The sequence below is a fragment of the Pseudokineococcus basanitobsidens genome (assembly GCF_037482545.1).
In the GTDB taxonomy this organism is placed as follows: Bacteria; Actinomycetota; Actinomycetes; order Actinomycetales; family Quadrisphaeraceae; genus Pseudokineococcus; species Pseudokineococcus basanitobsidens.
The window spans coordinates 104,561-126,379 of the sequence record NZ_JBBIAA010000002.1 but is presented as its reverse complement, the minus strand read 5'-3'; the positions used below and the strand labels follow the sequence as shown (position 1 = coordinate 126,379).

Annotated in this window: 19 protein-coding genes; 9 read left to right on the top strand and 10 right to left on the bottom strand. The window is 76.1% G+C overall.

Annotation, left to right across the window (positions count from 1 at the left end):
- Positions 1-69 precede the first annotated feature (69 nt).
- Positions 70-1,497: an MFS transporter gene (locus WDZ17_RS02830; protein ID WP_339573618.1), complete on the top strand. Its 1,428-nt coding sequence runs from the start codon at positions 70-72 to the stop codon at positions 1,495-1,497.
- 10 nt (positions 1,498-1,507) lie between these two features.
- On the opposite strand, the gene WDZ17_RS02825 is transcribed toward WDZ17_RS02830, so the two are convergent.
- On the bottom strand, positions 1,508-2,449 hold the full coding sequence (locus WDZ17_RS02825; RefSeq protein WP_339573617.1) for a hypothetical protein: 942 nt from the start codon (positions 2,447-2,449) through the stop codon (positions 1,508-1,510).
- Between the two features lie 118 nt (positions 2,450-2,567).
- The gene (locus WDZ17_RS02820; protein ID WP_339573616.1) at positions 2,568-3,650 is read right to left on the bottom strand and encodes an alkene reductase; all 1,083 of its coding nucleotides are present in this window, start codon (positions 3,648-3,650) and stop codon (positions 2,568-2,570) included.
- Positions 3,651-3,953: 303 nt separating this feature from the next.
- Here WDZ17_RS02820 and WDZ17_RS02815 point away from each other — a divergent pair, with 303 nt between their 5' ends.
- From WDZ17_RS02815 to WDZ17_RS02805, 3 genes are all read left to right on the top strand, one after another.
- Positions 3,954-4,739: an SDR family oxidoreductase gene (locus WDZ17_RS02815; protein ID WP_339573615.1), complete on the top strand. Its 786-nt coding sequence runs from the start codon at positions 3,954-3,956 to the stop codon at positions 4,737-4,739.
- The gene (locus WDZ17_RS02810) at positions 4,739-5,830 is read left to right on the top strand and encodes a Gfo/Idh/MocA family protein (RefSeq protein ID WP_339573614.1); all 1,092 of its coding nucleotides are present in this window, start codon (positions 4,739-4,741) and stop codon (positions 5,828-5,830) included. Before WDZ17_RS02815 ends, WDZ17_RS02810 begins: the two co-directional genes overlap by 1 nt.
- A gap of 66 nt (positions 5,831-5,896) precedes the next feature.
- Positions 5,897-6,973 (top strand): Gfo/Idh/MocA family protein, encoded by a 1,077-nt coding sequence (locus WDZ17_RS02805; protein ID WP_339573613.1) that lies wholly within the window; start codon positions 5,897-5,899, stop codon positions 6,971-6,973.
- A 46-nt stretch (positions 6,974-7,019) separates the two neighbouring features.
- Here the strand turns inward: WDZ17_RS02805 and WDZ17_RS02800 are convergent, their stop codons facing one another.
- Complete coding sequence (locus WDZ17_RS02800) at positions 7,020-8,084, bottom strand: LacI family DNA-binding transcriptional regulator (protein ID WP_339573612.1); 1,065 nt, start codon at positions 8,082-8,084, stop codon at positions 7,020-7,022.
- 185 nt (positions 8,085-8,269) lie between these two features.
- Between WDZ17_RS02800 and WDZ17_RS02795 the strand changes: the two genes are divergently transcribed.
- A complete protein-coding gene (locus tag WDZ17_RS02795; protein WP_339573611.1) occupies positions 8,270-9,493 on the top strand; it encodes a phytanoyl-CoA dioxygenase family protein in 1,224 nt (407 codons plus the stop codon).
- Between the two features lie 114 nt (positions 9,494-9,607).
- On the opposite strand, the gene WDZ17_RS02790 is transcribed toward WDZ17_RS02795, so the two are convergent.
- The 6 genes from WDZ17_RS02790 to WDZ17_RS02765 form a co-directional block, all read right to left on the bottom strand.
- Positions 9,608-10,792, bottom strand: coding sequence for a uroporphyrinogen-III synthase (locus WDZ17_RS02790; protein ID WP_339573610.1), 1,185 nt, complete (start codon positions 10,790-10,792; stop codon positions 9,608-9,610).
- Positions 10,793-10,938: 146 nt separating this feature from the next.
- Positions 10,939-11,298, bottom strand: coding sequence for a Rieske (2Fe-2S) protein (locus WDZ17_RS02785; RefSeq protein ID WP_339573609.1), 360 nt, complete (start codon positions 11,296-11,298; stop codon positions 10,939-10,941).
- Entirely contained in the window at positions 11,295-13,922 is a 2,628-nt protein-coding gene (nirB, locus tag WDZ17_RS02780) for a nitrite reductase large subunit NirB (protein ID WP_339573608.1), read from the bottom strand. Before nirB ends, WDZ17_RS02785 begins: the two co-directional genes overlap by 4 nt.
- Entirely contained in the window at positions 13,922-14,269 is a 348-nt protein-coding gene (locus WDZ17_RS02775) for a molybdopterin oxidoreductase (RefSeq protein WP_339573607.1), read from the bottom strand. Before WDZ17_RS02775 ends, nirB begins: the two co-directional genes overlap by 1 nt.
- The gene (locus WDZ17_RS02770; RefSeq protein ID WP_494516967.1) at positions 14,266-16,479 is read right to left on the bottom strand and encodes a molybdopterin oxidoreductase family protein; all 2,214 of its coding nucleotides are present in this window, start codon (positions 16,477-16,479) and stop codon (positions 14,266-14,268) included. Before WDZ17_RS02770 ends, WDZ17_RS02775 begins: the two co-directional genes overlap by 4 nt.
- A gap of 74 nt (positions 16,480-16,553) precedes the next feature.
- Positions 16,554-17,921, bottom strand: coding sequence for an MFS transporter (locus WDZ17_RS02765; RefSeq protein WP_339573605.1), 1,368 nt, complete (start codon positions 17,919-17,921; stop codon positions 16,554-16,556).
- Between the two features lie 252 nt (positions 17,922-18,173).
- On the opposite strand from WDZ17_RS02765, the gene WDZ17_RS02760 reads away from it, so the two are divergent.
- Together WDZ17_RS02760 and WDZ17_RS02755 are read left to right on the top strand one after the other, a co-directional pair.
- On the top strand, positions 18,174-18,386 hold the full coding sequence (locus WDZ17_RS02760; protein ID WP_339573604.1) for a hypothetical protein: 213 nt from the start codon (positions 18,174-18,176) through the stop codon (positions 18,384-18,386).
- Positions 18,383-18,952 carry a hypothetical protein gene (locus tag WDZ17_RS02755; protein WP_339573603.1) on the top strand — a complete coding sequence of 190 codons (570 nt, stop codon included), beginning with the start codon at positions 18,383-18,385 and terminating at the stop codon, positions 18,950-18,952. Before WDZ17_RS02760 ends, WDZ17_RS02755 begins: the two co-directional genes overlap by 4 nt.
- A gap of 118 nt (positions 18,953-19,070) precedes the next feature.
- On the opposite strand, the gene WDZ17_RS02750 is transcribed toward WDZ17_RS02755, so the two are convergent.
- On the bottom strand, positions 19,071-19,223 hold the full coding sequence (locus WDZ17_RS02750) for a dihydrofolate reductase family protein (RefSeq protein ID WP_339573602.1): 153 nt from the start codon (positions 19,221-19,223) through the stop codon (positions 19,071-19,073).
- Between WDZ17_RS02750 and WDZ17_RS02745 the strand changes: the two genes are divergently transcribed.
- On the top strand, positions 19,206-19,505 hold the full coding sequence (locus tag WDZ17_RS02745) for a hypothetical protein (protein WP_339573601.1): 300 nt from the start codon (positions 19,206-19,208) through the stop codon (positions 19,503-19,505). The genes WDZ17_RS02750 and WDZ17_RS02745 overlap by 18 nt on opposite strands.
- A 1,402-nt stretch (positions 19,506-20,907) precedes the next feature.
- Positions 20,908-21,666, top strand: coding sequence for a GNAT family N-acetyltransferase (locus tag WDZ17_RS02740; RefSeq protein ID WP_339573600.1), 759 nt, complete (start codon positions 20,908-20,910; stop codon positions 21,664-21,666).
- Positions 21,667-21,819: the final 153 nt, after the last annotated feature.

The window sequence follows — 21,819 nt, the reverse complement described above, 5'->3', positions numbered from 1 at the left end:
CGACGCCCGGGGCACCGGCCGCCGGGACGCCCACGAGGGCCGCGACGGCCGGCGCCGTAGGGTCTGCGGGTGACGAGCGCCCCCGGCAGCGGCGGCGCCTACGTCGAGGTGCTGCGCGACGGCCGCGTGGCCCGTCCCTTCGCCGCCGCGGTGCTCGCCCGGCTCCCCGTCTCCATGGCCCCGCTGGGCGTCGTCCTGCTGCTGCAGGAGAGCACGGGCTCGTACGCCCTCGCCGGCCTCGTCGCCGGCGTGTACGCGGTGGGCGTGGGCGGCGGGTCCCCGGTCTGGGGCCGTGCCATCGACCGGGTCGGCCAGGCGCGCGTCGTCGCCCCGGCCGTCGCGACGAGCGCCGCGCTGCTGGCGGCCCTCGCGCTCGTGGCGGCCTCCGGGGCCGGGCTCGCACCCGTCCTCGCGCTGGCCCTGGCCGCCGGGGCCACCGCGCCTCCCTTCAGCGCGGCGATGCGCGTCACGTGGCGCGCCGTCCTCCCCCGCGAGCGCTGGCGGACGGGGTACGCCCTCGACGCCTCGGCCGTCGAGGCCGCCTTCGTCCTGGGCCCGCTGCTGCTCGGCCTGCTGCTGCCGCGCACGCCGTCGGCCGGGCCGCTGCTCGTGACCGCCGCCCTCCACGCCACCGGCGGCCTGCTCTACGCGGCCACCGAGCCCGCGCGGCGTCCTCCGGAGGCGGCGCCGCCCGTGGACGGCCCGCTGTCCGGGGAGGACGGCCCGCGACCGCCTCGCGCCCTCCTGGGCGCCGCGCTCGCCGCCGCGCTCGTCGTCGGGCTCGTCATGGCCGTGGCCTTCGGCTTCGTCGACACCTCCCTCGTGGCGACGGCGCGCGAGGTGCTCCGGGACGAGTCGCGCCTCGGGCTGCTCTTCGCGGCGATCGCCGGCGGCAGCGTCACGGGCGGACTCGTCTACGGCGTCCTGCCGGGCTCGCCGACCGAGCGCCGCCGGGTGCCCGTGCTGCTGGCCGGGTTCGCCGCGGGCCTGGGCGCGCTCGCGCTCCTGCTCCGGACGGACGGCGGCCCCCCGCTCGCCGTCCTGCTGCCCGTGCTGCTGGTGACCGGCCTGCTCATCGCCCCGGTCCTCATCCTCCTGCAGGCGCTCGTCGACGCCCTCAGCCCCGACGGCCGTCGGGCGGAGGGCCAGGCCTGGCTGTCGACGGCCACGGTCGCCGGCGGCGCGGCCGGCACCGCGGTCGCCGGTGTCGTCGTCGAGCTCGGCGGCCCGGCCGCGGCCCTCGGCGCCGGGTCGCTCGCCCTCGGGGCGGCCGTCGTCCTGGCCGTCCTCGCGCAGCCGGCCTGGCGCCGGCGCACCACCCCGGACGTCGCGGNGGTGCGCGGCTGGTACGACGACCTCCTCCGGGCCGCCGAGGTGAGCCGCGCCGGCGAGACGGTGCTCCGTCTGCCGGCCCTGGCGCTGCGGGTGGACGCCGAGCGGGTCGTGGCGCTGCTGCGCGTGCACCTGGGGTCCTCCGGCAGTGGTCGGCATCGGTGACCGTGCACGGTCACCGATGCCGACCACTGCCGGAGGACCCCAGGTGCACGCGCAGCAGCGCCACGACCCGCTCGGCGTCCACCCGCAGCGCCAGGGCCGGCAGACGGAGCACCGTCTCGCCGGCGCGGCTCACCTCGGCGGCCCGGAGGAGGTCGTCGTACCAGCCGCGCACCTCGACGTGGCCGACGCCGTCGACCTCGAGCAGGACGCGGCGCCCGTCGGGCAGCACCCACTCGGCGTCGAGGTAGCGGCGACGCCCGGCGAGGTCGGTGCGCAGGGACTGGCGCACGGGGACGGGGAGACCGCTGCGGCGGCACAGCCGGACGAGGTCCACCTCCGCCATGGACTGCGAGCCGCCCGCGAGGTCCTCCACGACCGCCGCGAGGAGGGCTCGGTGCCGGACCGGGCCTCGCGCCCGCAGGCACGTCCGCAGCCGAGCGGGTGTGGTGAGCCGCTGCTGCACCGTCGCCGCCAGGACCCCGCCGGCCGCCCGGGGCGCGGCCGACCACGACGCCGCGTCGAGCGCCGCCCTCTCGACGCCGTGCAGCGGCAGGCCCGCACGCGACGTCACCTCGTCCCGGCCGTCCCGGTGCGCGAGGTGGACGACGAGGCCCGGCAGCTGCGGGGTCCGCGACCCGCCGCGGGGGACGGCCACGTGCACCTCGTCGCGGGGCCACCCCTGGAGCCCGTGGACCCCGAGCGCCGTCCACGCGGCCAGGGCCGCCCCCGGTCCGACGTGCAGCAGCGCGGCCCAGCGCCGGGCGCCGGGGTCGAGCGGTCCCGTGTGCAGGACGACGACGCGGGGGCCGGCACGCTGCCACCTCCGGCTGCCGGTCCGCCGGCGGACCACGTCCGGGCCGACGCCGTGCTCGCGCAGCTGACGCCGGGCGACGCAGCCCGACTGGGCGCGCGCCAGGGCGAGAACACCGTCGGGGAGCTCGAGCTCACGCACCGCACGAGCGTGGCGGCCCGTGCTCGTCCGTGCCGGGGCCCTGTGGACGACCGGAAGTGGTCGTCATCCGTGACCGTGCACGGTCACGGATGCCGACCACTGCGGACGCCGGGCGGTGTCAGGCGGCGCGGCGCGGGTAGTCGGTGTAGCCCTCGGCGGTGGTGCCGTAGAAGGTCGCGGCGTCGGGAGCGTTCTCGTCCTCGCCCGCCTGCCAGCGCTCGACCAGGTCGGGGTTGGCGATGAGGGCACGGCCGACGGCGACCGCGTCCGCGTGCTGCTCGTCGACGAGCGCGGCCGCCTCCTCGCGCGTCGTCGCGGAGCCGAAGCCGCTGTTGGCCACGACCTTCCCGCCGAAGCGACGGCGCAGGTCGACGACGAGCGCGTCCGTCGGGTCGGCCCGCAGCACGCTGAGGTAGGCCAGGCCCAGCGGGGCGAGACCGTCGACGAGCGCGCCGTAGGTCGCGGCCACGTCGTCGGCGTCGGCCTCAGGCAGGTCCTGGATGCCGTGCGCGGGAGAGATGCGGATGCCCACCCGGCCGGCGCCGATCTCCGCGGCGACCGCCGTGGCGATCTCGACCCCGAGCCGGGCCCGCGCCTGCGGGCTGCCGCCGTAGGCGTCGGTGCGCTGGTTGGCGTCCGGGGCGAGGAACTCGTGCAGCAGGTAGCCGTTGGCGCTGTGGATCTCGACGCCGTCCAGCCCGGCGTCGACGGCGCGACGGGCGGCCGCCACGTGGTCGGCCACGACCTGCTGGACCTCCTCGGTCGTCAGCGCGTGCGGCTCGACGTAGGGGAGCTTGCCCTCGGGCGTGTGCGCCTCGCCGGAGAGCCGGACGGCGCTGGGGGCGACGACGCGGTCGGTGCCCGTGACCGCCGGGTGCGCGACGCGGCCCGCGTGCATGACCTGCATGACGAGGAGGCCGCCGCGCTCGTGGACGGCGTCGGCGACCCGACGCCAGCCGGCGGCCTGGGCGTCGTCGACGATGCCGGGCTGGCCGGGGTACCCCCGGCCCTCCTGCGTCGGGTAGGTGCCCTCGGTGATGATGAGGCCCGCGCTCGCGCGCTGGGCGTAGTGCTCCACGAGCAGGTCGTTCGGCACCCCGGCGTCGCCCGCGCGGGTGCGGGTCAGCGGCGCCATGACGACGCGGTTGCGCAGGGGCAGGTCGCCGAGGGTGACGGGGGTGAAGAGCTGCTGGGGGTCCATGGCGGTGCCGGCCTTCCGGTGCGGGGCGGTGGTGCGGGGCGGTGGTGCTGGGCGTGGTGCTGGGCGGTGGCGCGGGCGGCCGTCGAAGGGTCGCCGCGGGGTCAACCGGCCCGGCCCGCCGGCTGTTCCAGCGCTCAAGGACCGGCACCGCCGGCGGCCGGGCCGGGTCGACGAGGACCTTCTGAGGGACTTCTGAAGGAGCACCGTCCTTGCCCCGGCCCGCGCCGGGTCGGGAGGATCCGCCCCGTCGGGTGAGGGCCACGACGTCCGTCACCGCCCTCGCCGCGCGGACGAGGAGGACCCGTGGGACTGCTGGAGGGACGCGCCGTGCTCGTGAGCGGCGGCACGCAGGGCGTCGGTGCGGGGATCGCGCGCGCCGCGGCCCGCGAGGGCGCCGACGTCGTCGTCAGCGGGCGGCGGGCCGAGGTCGGCGAGGCGGTGGTCGCCGAGCTCCGCGAGGCCGTGGCGCCGGGCCGGGAGGCGCACTTCGTGCGGGCCGACGTGGCCGACGTCGAGAGCGCCCGTGCCTCCGTGGCCGCCGTCGTCGAGCGCTTCGGCCGGGTCGACTGCCTCGTCAACGCCGCCGGGCTCACCGCGCGGGGGACGCTGCTCGGCACGACGCCGGAGCTCTTCGACGCGCACGTGGCCGTCAACCTGCGCGGGCCCTTCTTCACGATGCAGGCCGCGGTCGCCGACATGGTCCGCCGGGGCGAGCCGGGCACCGTGCTCAACGTCATCTCGATCTCCGAGCACGGCGGCCAGCCGTACCTGGCCCCCTACGTGGCGGCGAAGGCCGGGCTCGCCGGGCTCACCCGCAACGCCGCGCACGCGCACCGCTTCGACCGCGTGCGCATCAACGGGCTCGACATCGGGTGGACCGGCACGGAGGGCGAGGACGCCGTCCAGCGGGCGGCCCACGGCGCGCAGGACGGCTGGGACGAGGAGGCCGCCCGCCGGCTCCCCATGGGCAAGCTCGGGCAGGTGGACGAGATCGCCGACCTGGCCGTCTTCCTGCTCTCCCCCCGCAGCGGTGTGGTCACCGGCTCGGTCCTCGACTGGGACCAGGTCGTCGTGGGAGGGATGGACTGATGCGGATCGGGCTCGTCGGGCTCGGCCGCATCGGGTCCTTCCACGCGCAGACCCTCGTCGGCCTGCCGGCCGTCACCCGGCTCGTCGTCACCGACGTCGTCCCGGCCGCGGCCCGGGCTGCCGTCGACCGCCTCGGCGACGGGCGCGTCGAGACCGCCGCGTCGCCCGAGGCGCTGCTCGCGGCCGACCTCGACGGCGTCGTCGTCGCCGCGGCGACCGACGCGCACCCGGCGCTGCTGCACGCGGCGCTCGACGCCGGGCTGCCGGTCTTCTGCGAGAAGCCCGTCGCCCGCGAGGCCGGGGACGCCCTGGCCGTCCTGCGGCACGCCCGCGAGACCGGGGTCCCGGTGCAGATCGGCTACAACCGTCGCTTCGACGTCGCGGTCGCCGCGGCGCGCGCGGCGGTCGTCTCCGGCGAGCTGGGAGAGCTGCACACGGTGCGGTCGACGACGCTGGACCCGGCTCCCCCGCCGCCCGCCTACGTGCGCACCTCCGGCGGGATCTTCGCGGACTGCACCGTGCACGACCTCGACACCATCCGCTTCGTCACGGGTCGCGAGGTCGTCGAGGTCTACGCGACCGGGCGGGCCCACGGGGACCCGGTCTTCGCCGAGACCGGCGACGTCGCGACCGCCGCGAGCGTCCTGACCCTCGACGACGGGACGCTGGCCCTCGTCTCCAGCGCCCGCTACAACGCCCGCGGCTACGACTGCCGCCTCGAGCTGCACGGGACCCGCGACAGCGTCGCCGTCGGGCTCGAGGACCGCCTGCCGCTGCGCTCCCTCGAGCCGGGCACGACGTTCCCCGCGGGGACGCCTCACGACTTCTTCATGGACCGGTTCACGCAGGCGTACCGCACCGAGCTCGCGGCCTTCACCGAGGTCGTGGCCGGCACCCGCCCCTCCCCCTGCACCGTCGAGGACGCCCTCGAGGTCGCGTGGGTGGCGCAGGCCCTCGCGCTCTCCGTGGCCGAGCACCGCCCCGTACGCGTCGACGAGGTGCGCGTGGACGAGGTGCGCGTCGACGAGGTGCGCGTCGACGAGGTGCGCGTCGACCGCGGCGACGACGGCGGGAGCCCCGAGCCCGGCTGATCCGTGACGCCGGCTCGGGTGACCCGTGACGCCGGCGCGGGCCGGGCCTGCGGGCACGATGACCCCGTGACCGACACCTCCCCCGCCACGCCGCCGCCGGCCGGTGCCGACCCGCGGACCCCGGCGCCCCTGCGCATCGGCGTCCTGGGTGCCGCACGCATCACGCGGGAGGCGCTCGCCGACCCGGCCCGACGTACCGGGCACCGCGTCGTCGCGCTCGCCGCGCGCGACCGGGGCCGCGCGCAGGAGGCCGCCGGGGCGCTCGGCGCGGAGCGGGTGCTCGACGGGTACGCCGACGTCCTCGGCGACCCCGAGGTCGAGGTCGTCTACGACCCCCTGGCCAACGCCCTGCACGCCCCGGCGAACCTCGCCGCGGTCCGCGCGGGCCGGCACGTGCTCACCGAGAAGCCCTCCGCCGCCTGCGCCGCCGACGCCCGGGTCGTCCGCGACGCCGCCGCGGCAGCGGGCGTCCACGTCGTCGAGGCCTTCCACCACCTGCACCACCCGGTGCACCGGCGCCTCGTCGAGCTGGCGGTCGGCGGCGAGCTCGGCGACCTGGTCCGCGTCGAGGTCGACATGCTCATGCCCGCGCCGCCGGCGGACGACCCCCGCTGGTCCCTCGAGCTCGGCGGTGGCGCCGTCATGGACCTCGGCTGCTACGGCCTGCGGACGCTGCGCGAGCTGGCGGCGCAGGACCCGCGGCACGCGGGCGAGCCGCGCGTCACCGGCGCCCGGGCGGTCGAGCGGCCCGGCTCGCCGGGCGTGGACGCCGAGCTCGTGGCCGACCTCGTGCTGCCGTCGGGTGCCGTCGGGGTGGTCCGCAGCCGGATGGACGGGGAGGAGCTGCGCTTCTCGTGCCGGCTCGTCGGCAGCCGGGGCGAGGCCTACGCCCCGGGGTTCGTCAAGCCCCAGCTGGACGACCGCGTCGTCGTCCGCGACGGCTCCGGGGAGCGCACCGAGCACCTCGGGACGCGCTCGTCCTACGACCACCAGCTCGACGCCCTCGCACGGCTGCTGCGTGGTGCGCCGCCCGTCCCGGGTGCGCCGCGCCTGGACGCCGACGACGCCGTCGCGACGATGGAGCTCGTCGACGCCTGCTACGCCGCAGCCGGTCTCGCGCCGAGGCCCGCGGCCCTGGGCTGAGCCGACGACCGTCGCGGACCTCCCGACGCACCGCACGACCGCCGGCTCACGGCGTCGCGAGCACCGAGCGCGGGAGGTTGTAGGGCGTCACCACCGTGACCGCCGACGTCCCCGAGCGCACCGGGCCCGGGAGGTGGCCGTCCGCCCGCAGCAGCGCGTGGCAGGCGCGGCGCACGTCCTGGCGCAGGTCGTGGTGGAGGACGGCGGACAGGCGGTGGCGGCGCAGGAGGTCGACGTTCTCGCCGTCGAGGTCGTGGGCGACGACGGGGCACCGCCGTCCGGCCGCGTCGAGGGCCGCGAGGACGGCGCCGTTGCCCCCGGCGCCCGCGTACAGGGAGTAGACGGCCCCGACGTCGGGCCGCTCGGCCAGCGCGGCGTCGACGGCGCGGCGGACGGCACCGGCGTCCTCCTCGTCGTCGACCACCTCGAGCGCGCGCGCCGCCGGGGCCAGCTCGCGCAACGTGGCGCGGAAGCCCATCTCCCGCTCGTCCTCCCCGCGCGAGGACGAGCGGCCGCGGACGACGAGCACGACCGTCGGGTCGGCGCGCCCGGACCCGTGGGGCCGGCCGGCCCACTGGTGCACGAGGTAGGCCGCGGTGGCCCCCGCCGCCCGGTTGTCGGCGCCCACGTAGGCGACGCGGGCGCTCGTCGGCAGGTCGGTCGCGAGCGTGACGACCGGGACGCCGCGCGCGTCGAGCGCCGCGACGGCGTCGACCACCTCCGGCACGTCCGGCGCCTTGAGGACGACGCCGTCGGTACGCCCGCGACCCACCCGCCCCAGGGCCGCGACGACGTCGCCCGGCGAACCGCCCTCGTGGAGGTGGAAGCGGGCCCGCACCACGGCGGGCCGCAGGGTCGGCAGCTCGGCCTCCATCGCCGCGCGCACCCCGCCGGAGAAGCGGGCGGGCGCCTGCACGACGACGTCGACCATGGACGTGCGGGTGCCGATGCGCAGCTGCGCCTGCTGGCGGTCCAGGTCGGCGACGGCCTGCTCCACCTCGCGGACGGTGCTCGCGCGGACGCCGCCCCGGGCGTGCAGCACGCGGTCGACGGTGGCGGGCGAGAGACCCGCCTGGGCGGCGATCTCCCGGACCCGGTAGGTGTGCGGCACACCGTCCTCCGTCTCCAGCCGGTGCGGGCCCCCTCGGGCCGACGTCGGCGCCTGAGGGGTTCTTGAGGGCTCGCAGAGGCGTCCGCGAGGGCTCGGAGGCTACCGGCCCGGGCGGACCCGGCCTAGCGTCGGCGGCACCAGGGACGTCAGCGGCCACCGCCGGCCGCGAAGGAGAGGACACCGCGATGACCACGACCGCCAGCGCCGGCACGAGCACCGAGCAGGTCCGCCCGCCGGTGTGGTTCACCGAGGCCGACTGCCGCCTCGAGGACTTCCGTGCGAGCGTCGAGGTGACGACGGACCTGGGCGAGCACCCCTACGCCGACGCCGTCGAGCAGGGCGTCCTGGTCTACGGCCCCCGCCTCGCCGAGCACGTGACCACCCCGGAGGGTCGGCGCGACGTCCAGGCGGAGCTGGCCCGGGCACTCTCCGAGGGTCCGGGGGTCGTCGTCCTGCGCGGCGCCGTCGCCCGCGACGTCGTCGACCGGGCGACCGAGGTCTTCTCCGCGATGATCGCCGACCAGAAGGCCGCCGGCGTCGCGGGGGGTGACCACTTCGCGAGGGCCGGCGCGAACGACCGCGTGTGGGGAGCCGCCGACAAGCTCGCGGTCCGCGCCCCGGAGGTCTTCGCCGACTACTACGCCGCCGACGCGCTCGCCCTCGTCTGCGAGGCGTGGCTCGGCCGCGGCTACCAGCTGACGTCGCAGGTGAACGTGGTCAACCCCGGCGGGCAGGCGCAGACGGCGCACCGCGACTACCACCTGGGCTTCATGAGCTCGGAGCAGGCGCTGGCGTACCCCTCGCACGTGCACGCGCTCTCCCCCCTCATGACGCTCCAGGGCGCCGTGGCCCACTGCGACATGCCGCTCGAGACCGGCCCGACGCTGTACCTGCCGCACTCGCACAAGTACCCCGCCGGCTACGTCGCCTTCCACCGTCCGGAGTTCACCGAGTACTTCCTCGCCCACCGGGTCCAGCTCCCGCTGGAGACGGGCGACGCCGCCTTCTTCAACCCGGCGGTCTTCCACGGCGCGGGCACCAACACGACGACCGACGTCCGCCGCACGGCCAACCTCCTGCAGGTCTCCTCCGCCTTCGGCCGGGCGATGGAGACGGTCGACCGCACGGCCATGGCCGAGGCGCTGTTCCCGGTGCTGGTCCGGCGCTGGGCGCAGGGCGGCCAGGACGCGGCCGCGGAGCAGGCGCTGCGCGACGTGGTCGCGATGTCCGCCGAGGGCTACGCCTTCCCCACCAACCTCGACCGTGACCAGCCGGTCGACGGGCTCGCCCCGCAGACGCAGGCGGAGCTCGTCCTCCGGGCGGTGCGCGAGGGCTGGGACGCCGGACGGTTCTCCGGCGCGCTCCGCGCCCAGGACGAGCGCCGCCGCTCCGCCGTGCCGGCCCCCTGACCCCCGTCTGCCCGCCCCCATCCCGCACTTCGACGACTTCTCGCTGCCGACGGCCCCCTTGTGCGACAGGAAGTCGTCGAAGTGCGAGGAGGGGGCTGGTGAGAGGGGGACGGGTCAGGCGCTGGCGAGGCGGTAGCCGCGCTTCACGACGGTCGTCACGACGCCGGCGGGGAGCGTCGAGCGCACACGGCCCACGGCCACGTCGACGGCGTGGTCGTCGGTCGCGGCGGGCAGGACGGCGAGGAGCTCGGCGCGGGGGACGACGGCGCCGCCGGCGAGCGCGAGCCGTCCGAGCACGGCCAGCGGGCCGGGGGCGAGGTCGAGCGGGCGGCCGTCGAGCACCGCCGTCCGGGCGCGGACGACGAGCACGCCGGCCGGGGTCGTGGCCCGGGCCCGGGGGGTGTCCGCGAGGTGCTGGGACAGCTCGCGCATGAGGGCGCCGAGGCGCCACCGCGCGGGCACGAGCGGCTCGACGCCCTCGGCGCGCAGCGGCGCGGCCGTCACGTCGCCGACGGCGCAGGCCAGCACACCTCCGCCCCCTGCCCCCGGCGCCCCGGCGGCGAGAGAGGCCACGACCTCCCCCCGCAGGCCGCGCGCGCCCGCCGCGTCGAGCAGCGCGACGGCCGCGGGGGCGGCCGTGAAGGTCACCGCGTCGAGCGAGCGCGCGACGACGCCGTCGACGAGCCGGTCGACCGCGACGGGGTCGCGCGGCGGACGCCAGTGGTAGGGCGTCACCGTGCGCACGCGGGCGCCGGCGGCGACCAGCGGGTCCAGCTCCTCGCGCCCGGCGGCGCCGTGCATCTGCACGAGGACCGAGCGCCCGTCCACCCCGTCGGCGACGAGGTGGTCGACGGCCTCGACGGTCTGCTCGCTGGCCGCCGTCCAGTGCTCGGGCAGCCCCGCCGCGCGCAGCGCCCCGCGCGCCTTCGGGCCGCGGGCGACGACGTGGGCGCCGCGCAGCGCGGCCAGCAGGTCGTCGGCCAGGCCCGCGGCGTCGGCCGCCTCGAGCCAGGCGCGCATGCCGATGCCCGTCGTCGCGAGCAGGACCTCGGGCGGGTCGGCGACCACGGAGCGGGTGTCGGCCAGCAGCTCGGCGTCCTCGGTCACGGGGACGATGCGCATCGTCGGGGCGTGCACCACCTGGGCGCCGCGGCGCGTGAAGGTGCCGATGAGCTCGTCGCTGCGCCGGTCGCTCGTCACGCCGATGGTGACGCCGACGAGCTGCGTGCGGTCCAGCTCCGGGACCGTGCCGTCGGCGCGACGGGCAGCGGGCGCGACGGCGGTGGCGGGATCGGTCATGGCGGCGGTCCTCCGGCGTCGGGGCGGCGGCCGGCGGGCCGCCGCGCTCGGCGTACGGGCCATGATGACCCTGCGCGCCCGGCCGCGGGTGGTCGCGACCGGGATCCGGGCCCCGCCCGGCCCGTGGCGCAGCGGCCGACCGCGGCTCAGGAGGCGAGCGTCACCCTGACCCGGCCGTCCGCCACGGCGCCACGGTGCCGGGCGACGTCGGCCTGGCCGCTGCACGAGCGGCCGGTGGCGAGCTCGAAGACGTTCAGGTGCAGGGGGCAGACGACGACGCGGTCGTCCATCTGCCCGTCCGCCAGCGGGCCGCCGGCGTGCGGGCACACGGCGTCCAGCACGGACAGGCGGTCGTCCCGGTGCCGGAAGACGGCGACCTGCCGGCCGTCGACGACGACGGCACGCCCCTCGCCCACCGCGAAGTCCTCGAGCGCACCGACGTCGGTACCGGTGCCGGCGGCCGGCGCCACGCGGTCGTCCACCGGGTCGTCCACGACGGCGCTCACGACGACGCCCCCGCCGTGACCGGGACGGCGCCGGAGCTCGAGTGCGCGTCCGGCTGGAGGCCACCGGGTGCCCCCATCGGCCGCGAGGGCACCAGCGGGAGCGGCACGAGGGGCAGCGCGGTGCGGAACTGCCCCGGCGTCCTCGGCTCCTGCCCCTCGGCCCAGGGGTCGCGGTAGGCGCCGACGGCGGCCTCGAGGCGCTCGTCGAGCTCGGCGACGAGGCCGCCCTCGTCCTCGAGCAGCACCTTCTGCAGGCGCTCGAGCCCGAGCCGGGGGACGAAGTCGTAGGTGCGCTCCAGCCAGCTGCCCCACTCTCGGTAGAGCTGGACGAAGCGGCCGACCACCGTCATCACCTCGCCCGGCGAGGAGACGGTGGTCAGCAGGTCGCCCTTGCGGACGCTGGCCCCCGCGGCCCCGCCGACGTAGACCTCCCAGCGGCCCGACCCGACGGCGACGACGCCGACGTCCTTGACGTAGGCCTCCGCGCAGTTCCGCGGGCACCCGACGACGGCCATCTTGATCTTCGCGGGCGACTCCAGGCCCTGGAAGCGCGTCTCCATGTCGATGCCGAGCTGCGTGGAGTCGCCGAGGCCGAAGCGGCAGTAGTCGGTGCCCACGCAGGTCTTCACCGTGCGCATGCTCTTGCCGTAGGCGTAGCCCGACGGCATGCCGAGGTCTGCCCACACCGCCGGCAGGTCCTCCTTCCTGATGCCGAGGAGGTCGATCCGCTGCCCGCCGGTGACCTTGATCATGCCGACGTCGTACTTCTCGGCGACGTCGGCGATCTTCCGGAGCTGGTCGGGCGTCGTCACGCCGCCCTTCATCTGCGGGACGACGGAGAAGGTGCCGTCGCGCTGGATGTTGGCGTGCACGCGGTCGTTGATGAAGCGGCCGCCGCGCTCGTCGACGACCTCGTCGGCCCACAGCGTCCGCAGCAGCGAGGTCAGGCCCATGGTGCTCTTGGCGTCGTGCTCTCCGTCGGGGGCGAGGGCCGCGAAGACGGCGGAGACGCTCGTGAGGTGCTGGTCGCGGATCGCCCGCACGAGCTCGTCCTTGCGCAGCGGCACGCCGGGCACGTACCAGTGCACCGACGGGTCCTCCGTCAGCCCGCCGTCCGCGGCGAGCTCGACGAGCTGCCCGACGAGGCCCTTGCACGAGCCGCAGCCCTTGCCGGCGCGCGTGGCGTCCATGACGCCCTTGACGCTGGTGCAGCCGCCCTGGACGGCGCCGACGATGTCGCCCTTCGTCACGCCGTTGCAGTTGCACACCTGCGCGTCGTCGTCGAGGTCGGCCGCCCCCTTCTCCTGGGCGGCGTCCCCGAGGTCCAGGAGCAGCCGCAGCCGGTCCTCCGGCAGCGGCAGCTGCCGGTCGAAGGCCTGCTGGAGGGAGGCGCCCTTGCGGACGTCCCCGAGCAGCGTCGCCCCCGCGAGGCGGCCGTCGCGGACGACGACGGACTGGTGCACCCCGCGGGAGGAGTCCGAGACGACGACGAGCTCGTCGCCCTCGCGCTCGGGCTCGGACAGGCCCATCGCCGTGACGTCGACGCCGGCGACCTTGAGCTTCGTCGCGGTGCGCGACCCGTGGTACTCCGCGGTCGGGTCGGCGCCCGTCAGCACGTCGGCCAGGACGCCGGCCTGCTCCCACAGGGGCGCCACGAGCCCGTAGACGACGCCGCGGTGCTGCACGCACTCCCCCACCGCGTAGACGCCGTCGGCCCCGGCGACGCCGCCCGCGAGACCGGTGTCGACGCACTGCATCCGGTCGTCGACGACGACGGCGCGCTCGACCGTCAGGCCCGCCCGCAGCGCCAGCTCGGCGTTGGGCGTGATGCCCGCGGTGAGCACCACCATGTCGGCCGGCAGGTGCCGGCCGTCGGCGAGGACGACGCCGGTGACGCGCTCGTCGCCCGTGACGGCCGACGTCCGGACCCCGGTGTGGACCGTGACGCCGAGCCGCTCGATCCCCGTCCGCAGCACCGCGCCGGCGGCGGCGTCCAGCTGCTGGTTCATGAGGTGGGCCGGGGAGTGGACGACCGTGACGTCGAGCCCGTGCGCCCGCAGCCCGTGCGCCGCCTCGAGGCCGAGCAGCCCGCCGCCGACGACGACGGCGCACCGGTGCTCGCGCGCGGCGGCGAGCATCGCGCGGGTGTCGTCCAGCCCGCGGAAGCCGGTGACGCCCGGCAGGAGGCTGCCGTCCTCCCGACGGACCCCCTCCATCGGCGGGATGCGCGGGGAGCTGCCGGTGGCGAGCACCAGCACGTCGTAGGGCGTGGTCGCGCCCGTGGCGTCCTGCACCTCGCGGGCGTGGACGTCCACCGACGTCACGCGGACGCCGCACCGCAGGTCGATCCCGTGCTCGGCGTACCACTCCGGCGGGTTGAGGACGATGCCGGACTCGTCGTCCTCGCCGGCGAGGACGTGGCTCAGCATGATCCGGTTGTAGTTGCCGTAGGGCTCGTCGCCGAAGACGGTGATGTCGAACATCTCGCCGCCGCCGCGCTCGAGCAGCTCCTCGAGCGTGCGGGCGCCCGCCATCCCGTTGCCGACGACGACGAGACGCCTCTTCCCGGCGCCGCCGCGCCGCTGCCCCGGGACCGCCGCCCCCTGCGTCGTGGTCGTCGCCATCAGACCTCCACCAGCCCCAGGTCCACGACGACGGAGCCGCTGGTGCCCTCGGGCGCGGCGAGCTGCAGCTCGAGCGTCTCGCCGGCCTCGACGTCCTCGACGACGCGCAGCGGCACGTGCACGTCCCCGCGGGCCCCGACCGGGAAGTACCGCATGGGGACGCCGTCGCGCAGGAGCACGACGACGACGAGCTCCCCGCTGGAGTTGCCGCCCCGGAAGTACAGGACCTGGGCCCGCGCACCCTCCGGCACGACGTACGTGAGGGCGGTGTCCAGGGCGGTGGGCTTCTCGAGGCCCTCGCCGGCGAAGGCGTGCACCCCCTGCAGGAAGCGGAAGGTCGAGCTCATCGGGGTCCTCCGGTGGTGGGGCTGCTGGTGGGGCCGGTGGTGGGGCCGGTGGTGGCACCGGCGGGCGGTCCGGGTGGCTCGGCCCGCAGGTCGAGGTCGTCGGGGCCGCCGGCGCGCTCGAGCCGGACGGCGCACGCCTTGAACTCCGGCATGCGCGAGGTGGGGTCGAGCCGGGTGTCGGTGAGCCCGTTGGCTCCCGAGAGGCCGGCCCAGTGGAAGGGCACGAAGACGGTGCCGCGCACGACCCCGTCGGTCAGCCGGGCCCGGAACACCGCGGTGCCGCGGCGGGTCTCGAGCCGGACGAGGTCGCCGTCGGCGACGCCGTGGCGGGCCGCCACGTCGGGGTGCAGCTCGGCCCGGGCGTCGGGGTCGGTGAGCAGGAGCTGGCGCACCCGGCGGGTCTGCGTGCCCGACTGGTACTGGCTCGTCGTGCGGCCGGTCGTCAGCACGTAGGGGTAGTGCCGGTCCGGCTGCTCGGCGCGGGGGCGGAAGTCGACGCGGACGAACCGGGCCCGCCCGTCGGGGGTGGGGAACGAGTCGAGGAACATCCGCGGCGTCCCCGGGTGCGACGCGGCGTCCGACGTGTCGCCCGCCGGCGCCGGGCACGGCCAGAACACGCCCTGCTCGGCGTCGAGGCGCGCGTAGGTGATGCCGGAGTAGTCGGCCTTGCCGCCGGCGCTGGCGCGCCGCAGCTCGGCGAACACCTCCTCCGGCTCCGTGGGGAAGCCGCGCTCCACGCCGAGCCGGTCGGCCAGCGCGCGCAGGATGCCGAGGTCGTCCAGCACGCCCTCCGGCGGGTCGAGGGCCTTGCGCCGCAGCAGGACCCGGCCCTCGAGGTTCGTCATCGTGCCGCCCTCCTCGGCCCACTGGGCCGTGGGCAGGACGACGTCGGCGAGAGCCGCGGTCTCGGAGAGGAAGAAGTCGGCGACGACGAGGGTGTCCAGCGCCGCCAGCCGGGCGCGCACCCGCCCGGAGTCGGGGGCCGACACGGCGACGTTCGAGGCGAGCACGAGCAGGGTCCGCACCCCGCCGTCGGTGCCGAGGGCGTCGAGCATCTCGAAGGCCGAGCGCCCGGGCGCCGGCAGGTCGGCGGGGTCGACGCCCCACACGGCGGCGACGTGGGCGCGCGCCGCCGGGTCGGCGAGCATCCGGTAGCCGGGCAGCTGGTCGGCCTTGAGCCCGTGCTCACGGCCACCCTGCCCGTTGCCCTGGCCGGTCGTCGTGCCGAAGCCGGAACCGGGCGTGCCCGGGAGCCCCAGCGCGAGCGCGAGGTTGGAGAAGCCGAGGACGGTGTCGGTACCCCCGGCGTGCTGCTCGGCGCCGCGGGCGGACAGGACGACGGCCCGCTCGGCGTCGGCGAGCAGGTGCACCGCGCGGGTGAGGTCCGCGACCGGCACCCCGGTGACGCGCTCCACCCGGTCCGGCCACCAGCCGTTCGCGGCGGCCACCGCGGAGGCGTACCCGGTGGTCCGCGCGGCGACGTAGGCCTCGTCGACGAGCCCGTCACGCCGGGCGACGTGGAGCATCCCCAGCGCGAGCGCGAGGTCCGTGCCCGGGACCGGCGCCAGGTGGAGGGTGGCCCCCGCGGCCGTCGCCGTCCGCCGCGGGTCGACGACGACGAGCGAGGCCCCGCGGGCCCGGGCCGCGTCGAGGTGCTGCATCGCCGGGGGCATCGTCGCCGCGGGGTTGCCGCCGACGACCATCAGCGCGTCCGCCTCGGCGAGGTCGGCGAGCGGGAAGGGCAGCCCGCGGTCGACGCCGTAGGCCCGGTTCAGGGCGCCGGCGGCCGAGGACATGCAGAACCGGCCGTTGTAGTCGATCGCCGACGTCCGCAGCACGACGCGCGCGAACTTGCCCAGCGCGTAGGCCTTCTCGTTGGTCATGCCGCCGCCGCCGAAGCAGCCGACGGCGTCGCGCCCGTACCGCTCCTGGCTGTCGCGGATGCCGGCGACGACGCGGTCGAGCGCCTCCTCCCACGTCGCGGGGCGCAGGGCGCTGGACCGGTCCCCCGTCACCGCGCGCACGAGGGGGGTGAGCAGGCGGTCGGGGTGGTCGAGCAGCTCGGCCGCCGTCCAGCCCTTCGAGCACAGGCCCCCGCGGTTGGTCGGGAAGTCGTCGGGCTCCAGCTCGGCCGGCCGCCCGCCGGCCGTCAGGCGGATGCCGCACTGCAGGGAGCAGTAGGGGCAGTGCGTCCGCGTCGTGCGGCGCACGCCCCCGCCGGCCGGCCGCGTCCGCGCGAGGGCGAGGACGGGCCGGTCGGCGGGTGCGGTGGTGGTCGCCACGGTCAGATGCGCTCGCTCGTGCCGAGCGCCCCACGCCGGGCGTAGACCGCCCAGGTCACCACGATGCACAGGACGTAGAAGCCCACGAAGGCCCACAGCGCCGGCTGCAGCGACCCGAAGGCGGTGGCGGACTCGGCGAACCCGCGGTTGATGAGGAACCCGCCGTAGGCACCGATGCCGGCGGCGATGCCGATGCAGGCCGCCGTGATGCGCCTGGCGTAGCGCGCGGCGTCGACGTCGCTGGCCGGCACCGCGCGCCGGAAGATCGCCGGGATCATGCGGTAGACCGAGCCGTTGCCGACCCCGCTCGCGACGAAGAGCACCATGAACGCGACGAAGAAGAGCGTCACGCTGGCGGCCCGGAGGGCGAGCACCGCACCCACCGCCCCGAGCGCGAGGACCGCGAAGGCGACGATGGAGACCCGGGCGCCACCGATGCGGTCGGACAGCCGGCCGCCCCAGGGGCGGGCGAGGGAGCCGATCAGCGCGCCGAGGAAAGCGATCGTCAGCGTCACGTCGGGGAACTGGCTCTTCAGCAGCGTGGGGAACGCGGCGGCGTAGCCGATGAAGGACCCGAAGGTGCCGATGTAGAGCAGCGAGATCAGCCAGGTGTGCCTGTCCCGCAGCGCGGCCCGCCAGGCGGCCCCGTCAGACCGGGCGTCCGAGAGGTTGTCCATGAACCGCCACGCGCCGAGGGCGGCGACCACCGCCAGCGGGATGATGAAGAGCGCGGGACGGGCCGTGGTGGCGGCGACGCCGGCCACCACGACGAAGGGCACCACCGCCTGGATCACCGCGACGCCGATGTTGCCGCCGGCGGCGTTGAGGCCCAGCGCCGCACCCTTCTCCCGCTGCGGGAAGAAGAAGTGGATGTTGCTCATCGACGAGGCGAAGTTGCCGCCGCCGACGCCGGCCGTCGCGGCGATGAGCAGCATCGCCCAGAAGGGGGTGCCCGGGTTGTAGGCCACGTAGGTGAGCCCCAGGCACGGGAGGACGAGCAGCAGCGCCGAGATGATCGTCCAGTTGCGGCCGCCGAAGCGTCCGACGGCGAAGGCGTACGGGAAGCGCAGGGTCGCGCCGACCAGGACCGGGACAGCGGTCAGCCACAGCTGCTGGTCGAGGGCGATGGCGTACCCGGCGGCGACGAGCACCGGGGTGGCGATCGACCACAGCTGCCAGACGGTGAAGCCGAGGAACTCCGCGGCGATCGACCACCACAGGTTGCGTCGCGCCATCCGGCGACCGCCGTCGGCCCACTGCCCGGCGTCCTCGGGGTCGAAGGTGTCGACCCAGCGCCCCGGTCGGGGGTCGGTGATGGTGCCCACCCGCCCGTGCGGGTCACGGTCGAGCCCTTGCGTCTGCGTCGCCATACGGCACTCCCCGGGATCGGCCGATGAGGTGCCGGACGAGCGCCGCGGCACCCGGCACCGGCGCCAGCGGTGAAGAACCTAGGGACGCCGTGTTGCCGGGACGTCGCGCTCTGTGACGCCCGTGACAACTCCGGCTCTCAGCTCACGCCGGTCTCCGAGAGGTCCGGCGTGCAGGAGGGCCGGGCGCCCTCCGGCCCCGGCGACGTCATCCTCTGGTTGACGGATTCGGGGAGTCAACCCTAGGTTGACGCCATGGAGAAGAACGCACCCCCCGCCTGGCGGACCGGCTACCTGCTCCTGCTCGCCATCCCGTTCGTCGGGATGGCCCTGACCTTCCTCGACCCGCCCCGATGGCTCCAGGTGACCGGCGTCGTCGTGATCGTCGCCCTCGTCGTCGCCGGCACGCGGCTGATGAGGCGGCGCCAGGGCGGCTGGCGCCCCTCGGAGACCCTGCCGAAGGCATGAGCGAGCTGCACGCCGACGCGGACCGCTCGGCCTCCGACCTCCTCGTGGAGGCGGTCACCACCCTCAGCGCGGGGCGCGACCTCGAGACCCGGGAGGGAAGCCTCCAGCTCGTGCGCACCGCCTCGGAGGTCGAGGCCGGCGCCCGCACGGTCCTGCACCAGGCGGTCCTCTCCGCACGCACCAGGGGCAACACCTGGGCGAGCATCGGCGCCGTACTGGGTATGACGAAGCAGGCCGCGCAGAAGCGGTTCGCGACCACGGCCATCCCCTCGGGAGCCGATCTGGCTGCCGACGAGCGCATCCTCGGCCCGGTCGGGCCCTTCGACGAGATGCGCGAGCTGGCCCTGGCCGGCCAGTACGGCTGGCACAGCGTCGAGGCGGGCCTGAACCACCACCGCGTGATGCACTCCCCCACCCGGTGGGAGCACCGCCGGGTGTCCGGAGCGCGGGCCGCACGCCGCCTGACCGACCAGGGCTGGCAGCTCGTCGGCGGGAACCTCGGGTACACCTACCTCAAGCGTGACCTCGGCACCCCGGCCCTGATCGAACCAGCGCACAGGGCGTGAGCGGCTCCGACGCCGGCCGGTCCTCGCGGCCACCAGCCGGTCCACCACCAGGTGCAGCTGCGCCGTCGACGACCGACCCGACAGCCCGTCGCAGAGGGGATCGCCCTCGACGGGCGTCTCAACCCCGTGCCTGCTTCGGCTCGTACGTGAGGACCACGACCCTGGTCTCCGTCGCCGTGCTCTCGAGCAACCGGAGCCGGCGGGCCCGGTCGTCCGGGCCGAACAGGTGCTGGCCGGAGCCGAGCACGACCGGGTGGACGAGCAGCAGCACCCGGTCGACGAGTCCGCGCGGCAGACCTCTCAGCCCGACCGCCGCGTCCGCCCACCGACGTGGCCCGCCGCCCGGCTGACGACCAACGTGCAGCTCCTCGTCGGGGACGACGTCGGCACCGACCAGCGTTTCGCGTCCGGGGAGGAGGGCGGCGACGACAGCCCCTGGGGCGTCCTGCGGCGGTACCCGCCCGCACCCCCGTCGAGTGCCACCGCGCTGCGGCTGCGCCTCGTCGTCGCGGGCCGTCCCGACGTCGAGGTCACGGTGCCCTTGACCGCCTGACAGCCGAAGCCCTCACGCTCCGACGGAGGGCAGCGGAAGGGGTGGCCCTCCCGGCGACCTGGACGCGGCAGTGCCCACGACAGGACGCCTCCATCAGAAGCCGCACGCACGTCGACCGCTCCTCGACCCCTTCACGGCCGTCCCAGGCGTCGATCGACATGCGGACACGTCGTACCGACCTGCGTCAGCATGAGGCCAGACCCCTCGCCCACGTCAGCACCCGGCTTGAGATGGAGCCTGTGGTCACGCGCGAGGCACTTTCATGACGAGAACCTCCATCTCGGACACGACATCGAGGTTGCCGTCACGGACGGCGTCCGCGGTGACGGCAACCTCGACGTCGCGACCGTCCGGGACGTCCTCCGGCCGCCGTCCCAGCAGACGACCGCCTGGCGGCACGGCCGCGGCCGCAGGCGGCCAGCGCCGCCGCTCCCCCGGCGGCCGTCCCACATCCGATCGCTGGCCGGACAGCGTCCCGCTGTCGATCGCTGGCCGGACAGCGTCCCGCTGTCGATCGCTGGCCGGACAGCGTCCCGCTGTCGATCGCTGGCCGGACAGCGTCCCGCTGTCGATCGCTGGCCGGACAGCGTCCCGCTGTCGATCGCTGGCCGGACAGCGTCCCGCTGTCGATCGCTGGCCGGACAGCGTCCCGCTGTCGATCGCTGGCCGGACAGCGTCCCGCTGTCGATCGCTGGCCGGACAGCGTCCCGCTGTCGATCGCTGGCCGGACAGCGTCCCGCTGTCGATCGCTGGCCGGACAGCGTCCCGCTGTCGATCGCTGGCCGGACAGCGTCCCGCTGTCGATCGCTGGCCGGACAGCGTCCCGCTGTCGATCGCTGGCCGGACAGCGTCCCGCTGTCGATCGCTGGCCGGACAGCGTCCCGCTGTCGATCGCTGGCCGGACAGCGTCCCGCTGTCGATCGCTGGCCGGACAGCGTCCCGCTGTCGATCGCTGGCCGGACAGCGTCCCGCTGTCGATCGCTGGCCGGACAGCGTCCCGCTGTCGATCGCTGGCCGGACAGCGTCCCGCTGTCGATCGCTGGCCGGACAGCGTCCCGCTGTCGATCGCTGGCCGGACAGCGTCCCGCTGTCGATCGCTGGCCGGACAGCGTCCCGCTGTCGATCGCTGGCCGGACAGCGTCCCGCTGTCGATCGCTGGCCGGACAGCGTCCCGCTGTCGATCGCTGGCCGGACAGCGTCCCGCTGTCGATCGCTGGCCGGACAGCGTCCCGCTGTCGATCGCTGGCCGGACAGCGTCCCGCTGTCGATCGCTGGCCGGACAGCGTCCCGCTGTCGATCGCTGGCCGGACAGCGTCCCGCTGTCGATCGGCATCTGGAACAGGCGCCGTGCCTTCGTCCGCGGCGGGGAGTGGCCACGCAGTCCCGCCCTACGCTTCCGCGGATGAGCTCCTCGGCACTCACCGCCTACGCCGAAGCCTTCACCGCGCGCCACAGGACACCTGACCGACCGAGCCTGCACGGGCCGGCGATGTACGGCGCTCCCCCCGATGAGGACGGCGCCGCAGTCCGCCTCTTGATCACCGACGACCGCGCCCACGACCAGCTCACGGACCTCCTCCCGACCGTCCGTGCAGGCAGGATCGACGCCTTCAGCGAGGCTCCCCGGTGCATCGACCTCATCCACCACCAGCTCGGATGGCCCTCGAAGCCCTCCACGGCGATGGCCTGCCCCGACCTGCGGACCGTGCCGGACCTCCCGCTGGCCGGCGAGCTTGCCGTCCACCCAGTGCGACGGCTGGAGGACGACGCGCCCGAAGGGCTGCTGCTCGACGATGCCGTCGCCGTCGCGATGACCGCTGATCCGACGATCGACGAACCCGCCGCCGTCCTCGCCGGGTATCTGCGCTCCCTCCCCCGCGCTTTTCGGCTCTTCGCCGCCGTCGACGGCGCCGGAGTCGCCCGCGCTACGTCAGGAGTCGGCATCTTCGGTCACCAGGCGGCGGTCTTGTTCGTCAACACCGAACCCGACTGGCGCCGTCGAGGGATCGGTCGATCGATGACGGCCCTGGCCCTGCGCGCTGCTCGGGCGGCGGGTGCGCGCTCAGCCGCTCTTGACTCCAGCGAGGCCGGCTCGTCGATCTACAAGGGCCTGGGCTTCGAAAGCGTCACGCGCACGTTGAGGTTCTCGGGTCCCCTGTGAGCGTGAGCTTCCGCACCGTGCCTGCGGGGCGCGGCAGCCAGCAGCTGTTGTGTGCCCGGGGGGCGCAGGCCGGCGCAGCTCGGCCGTCCCACAGTCGATCGACTACCGGGGCGAACGCTGCGCCTGCCGGCGCAGCGTTCGGAAAGCCAGGAA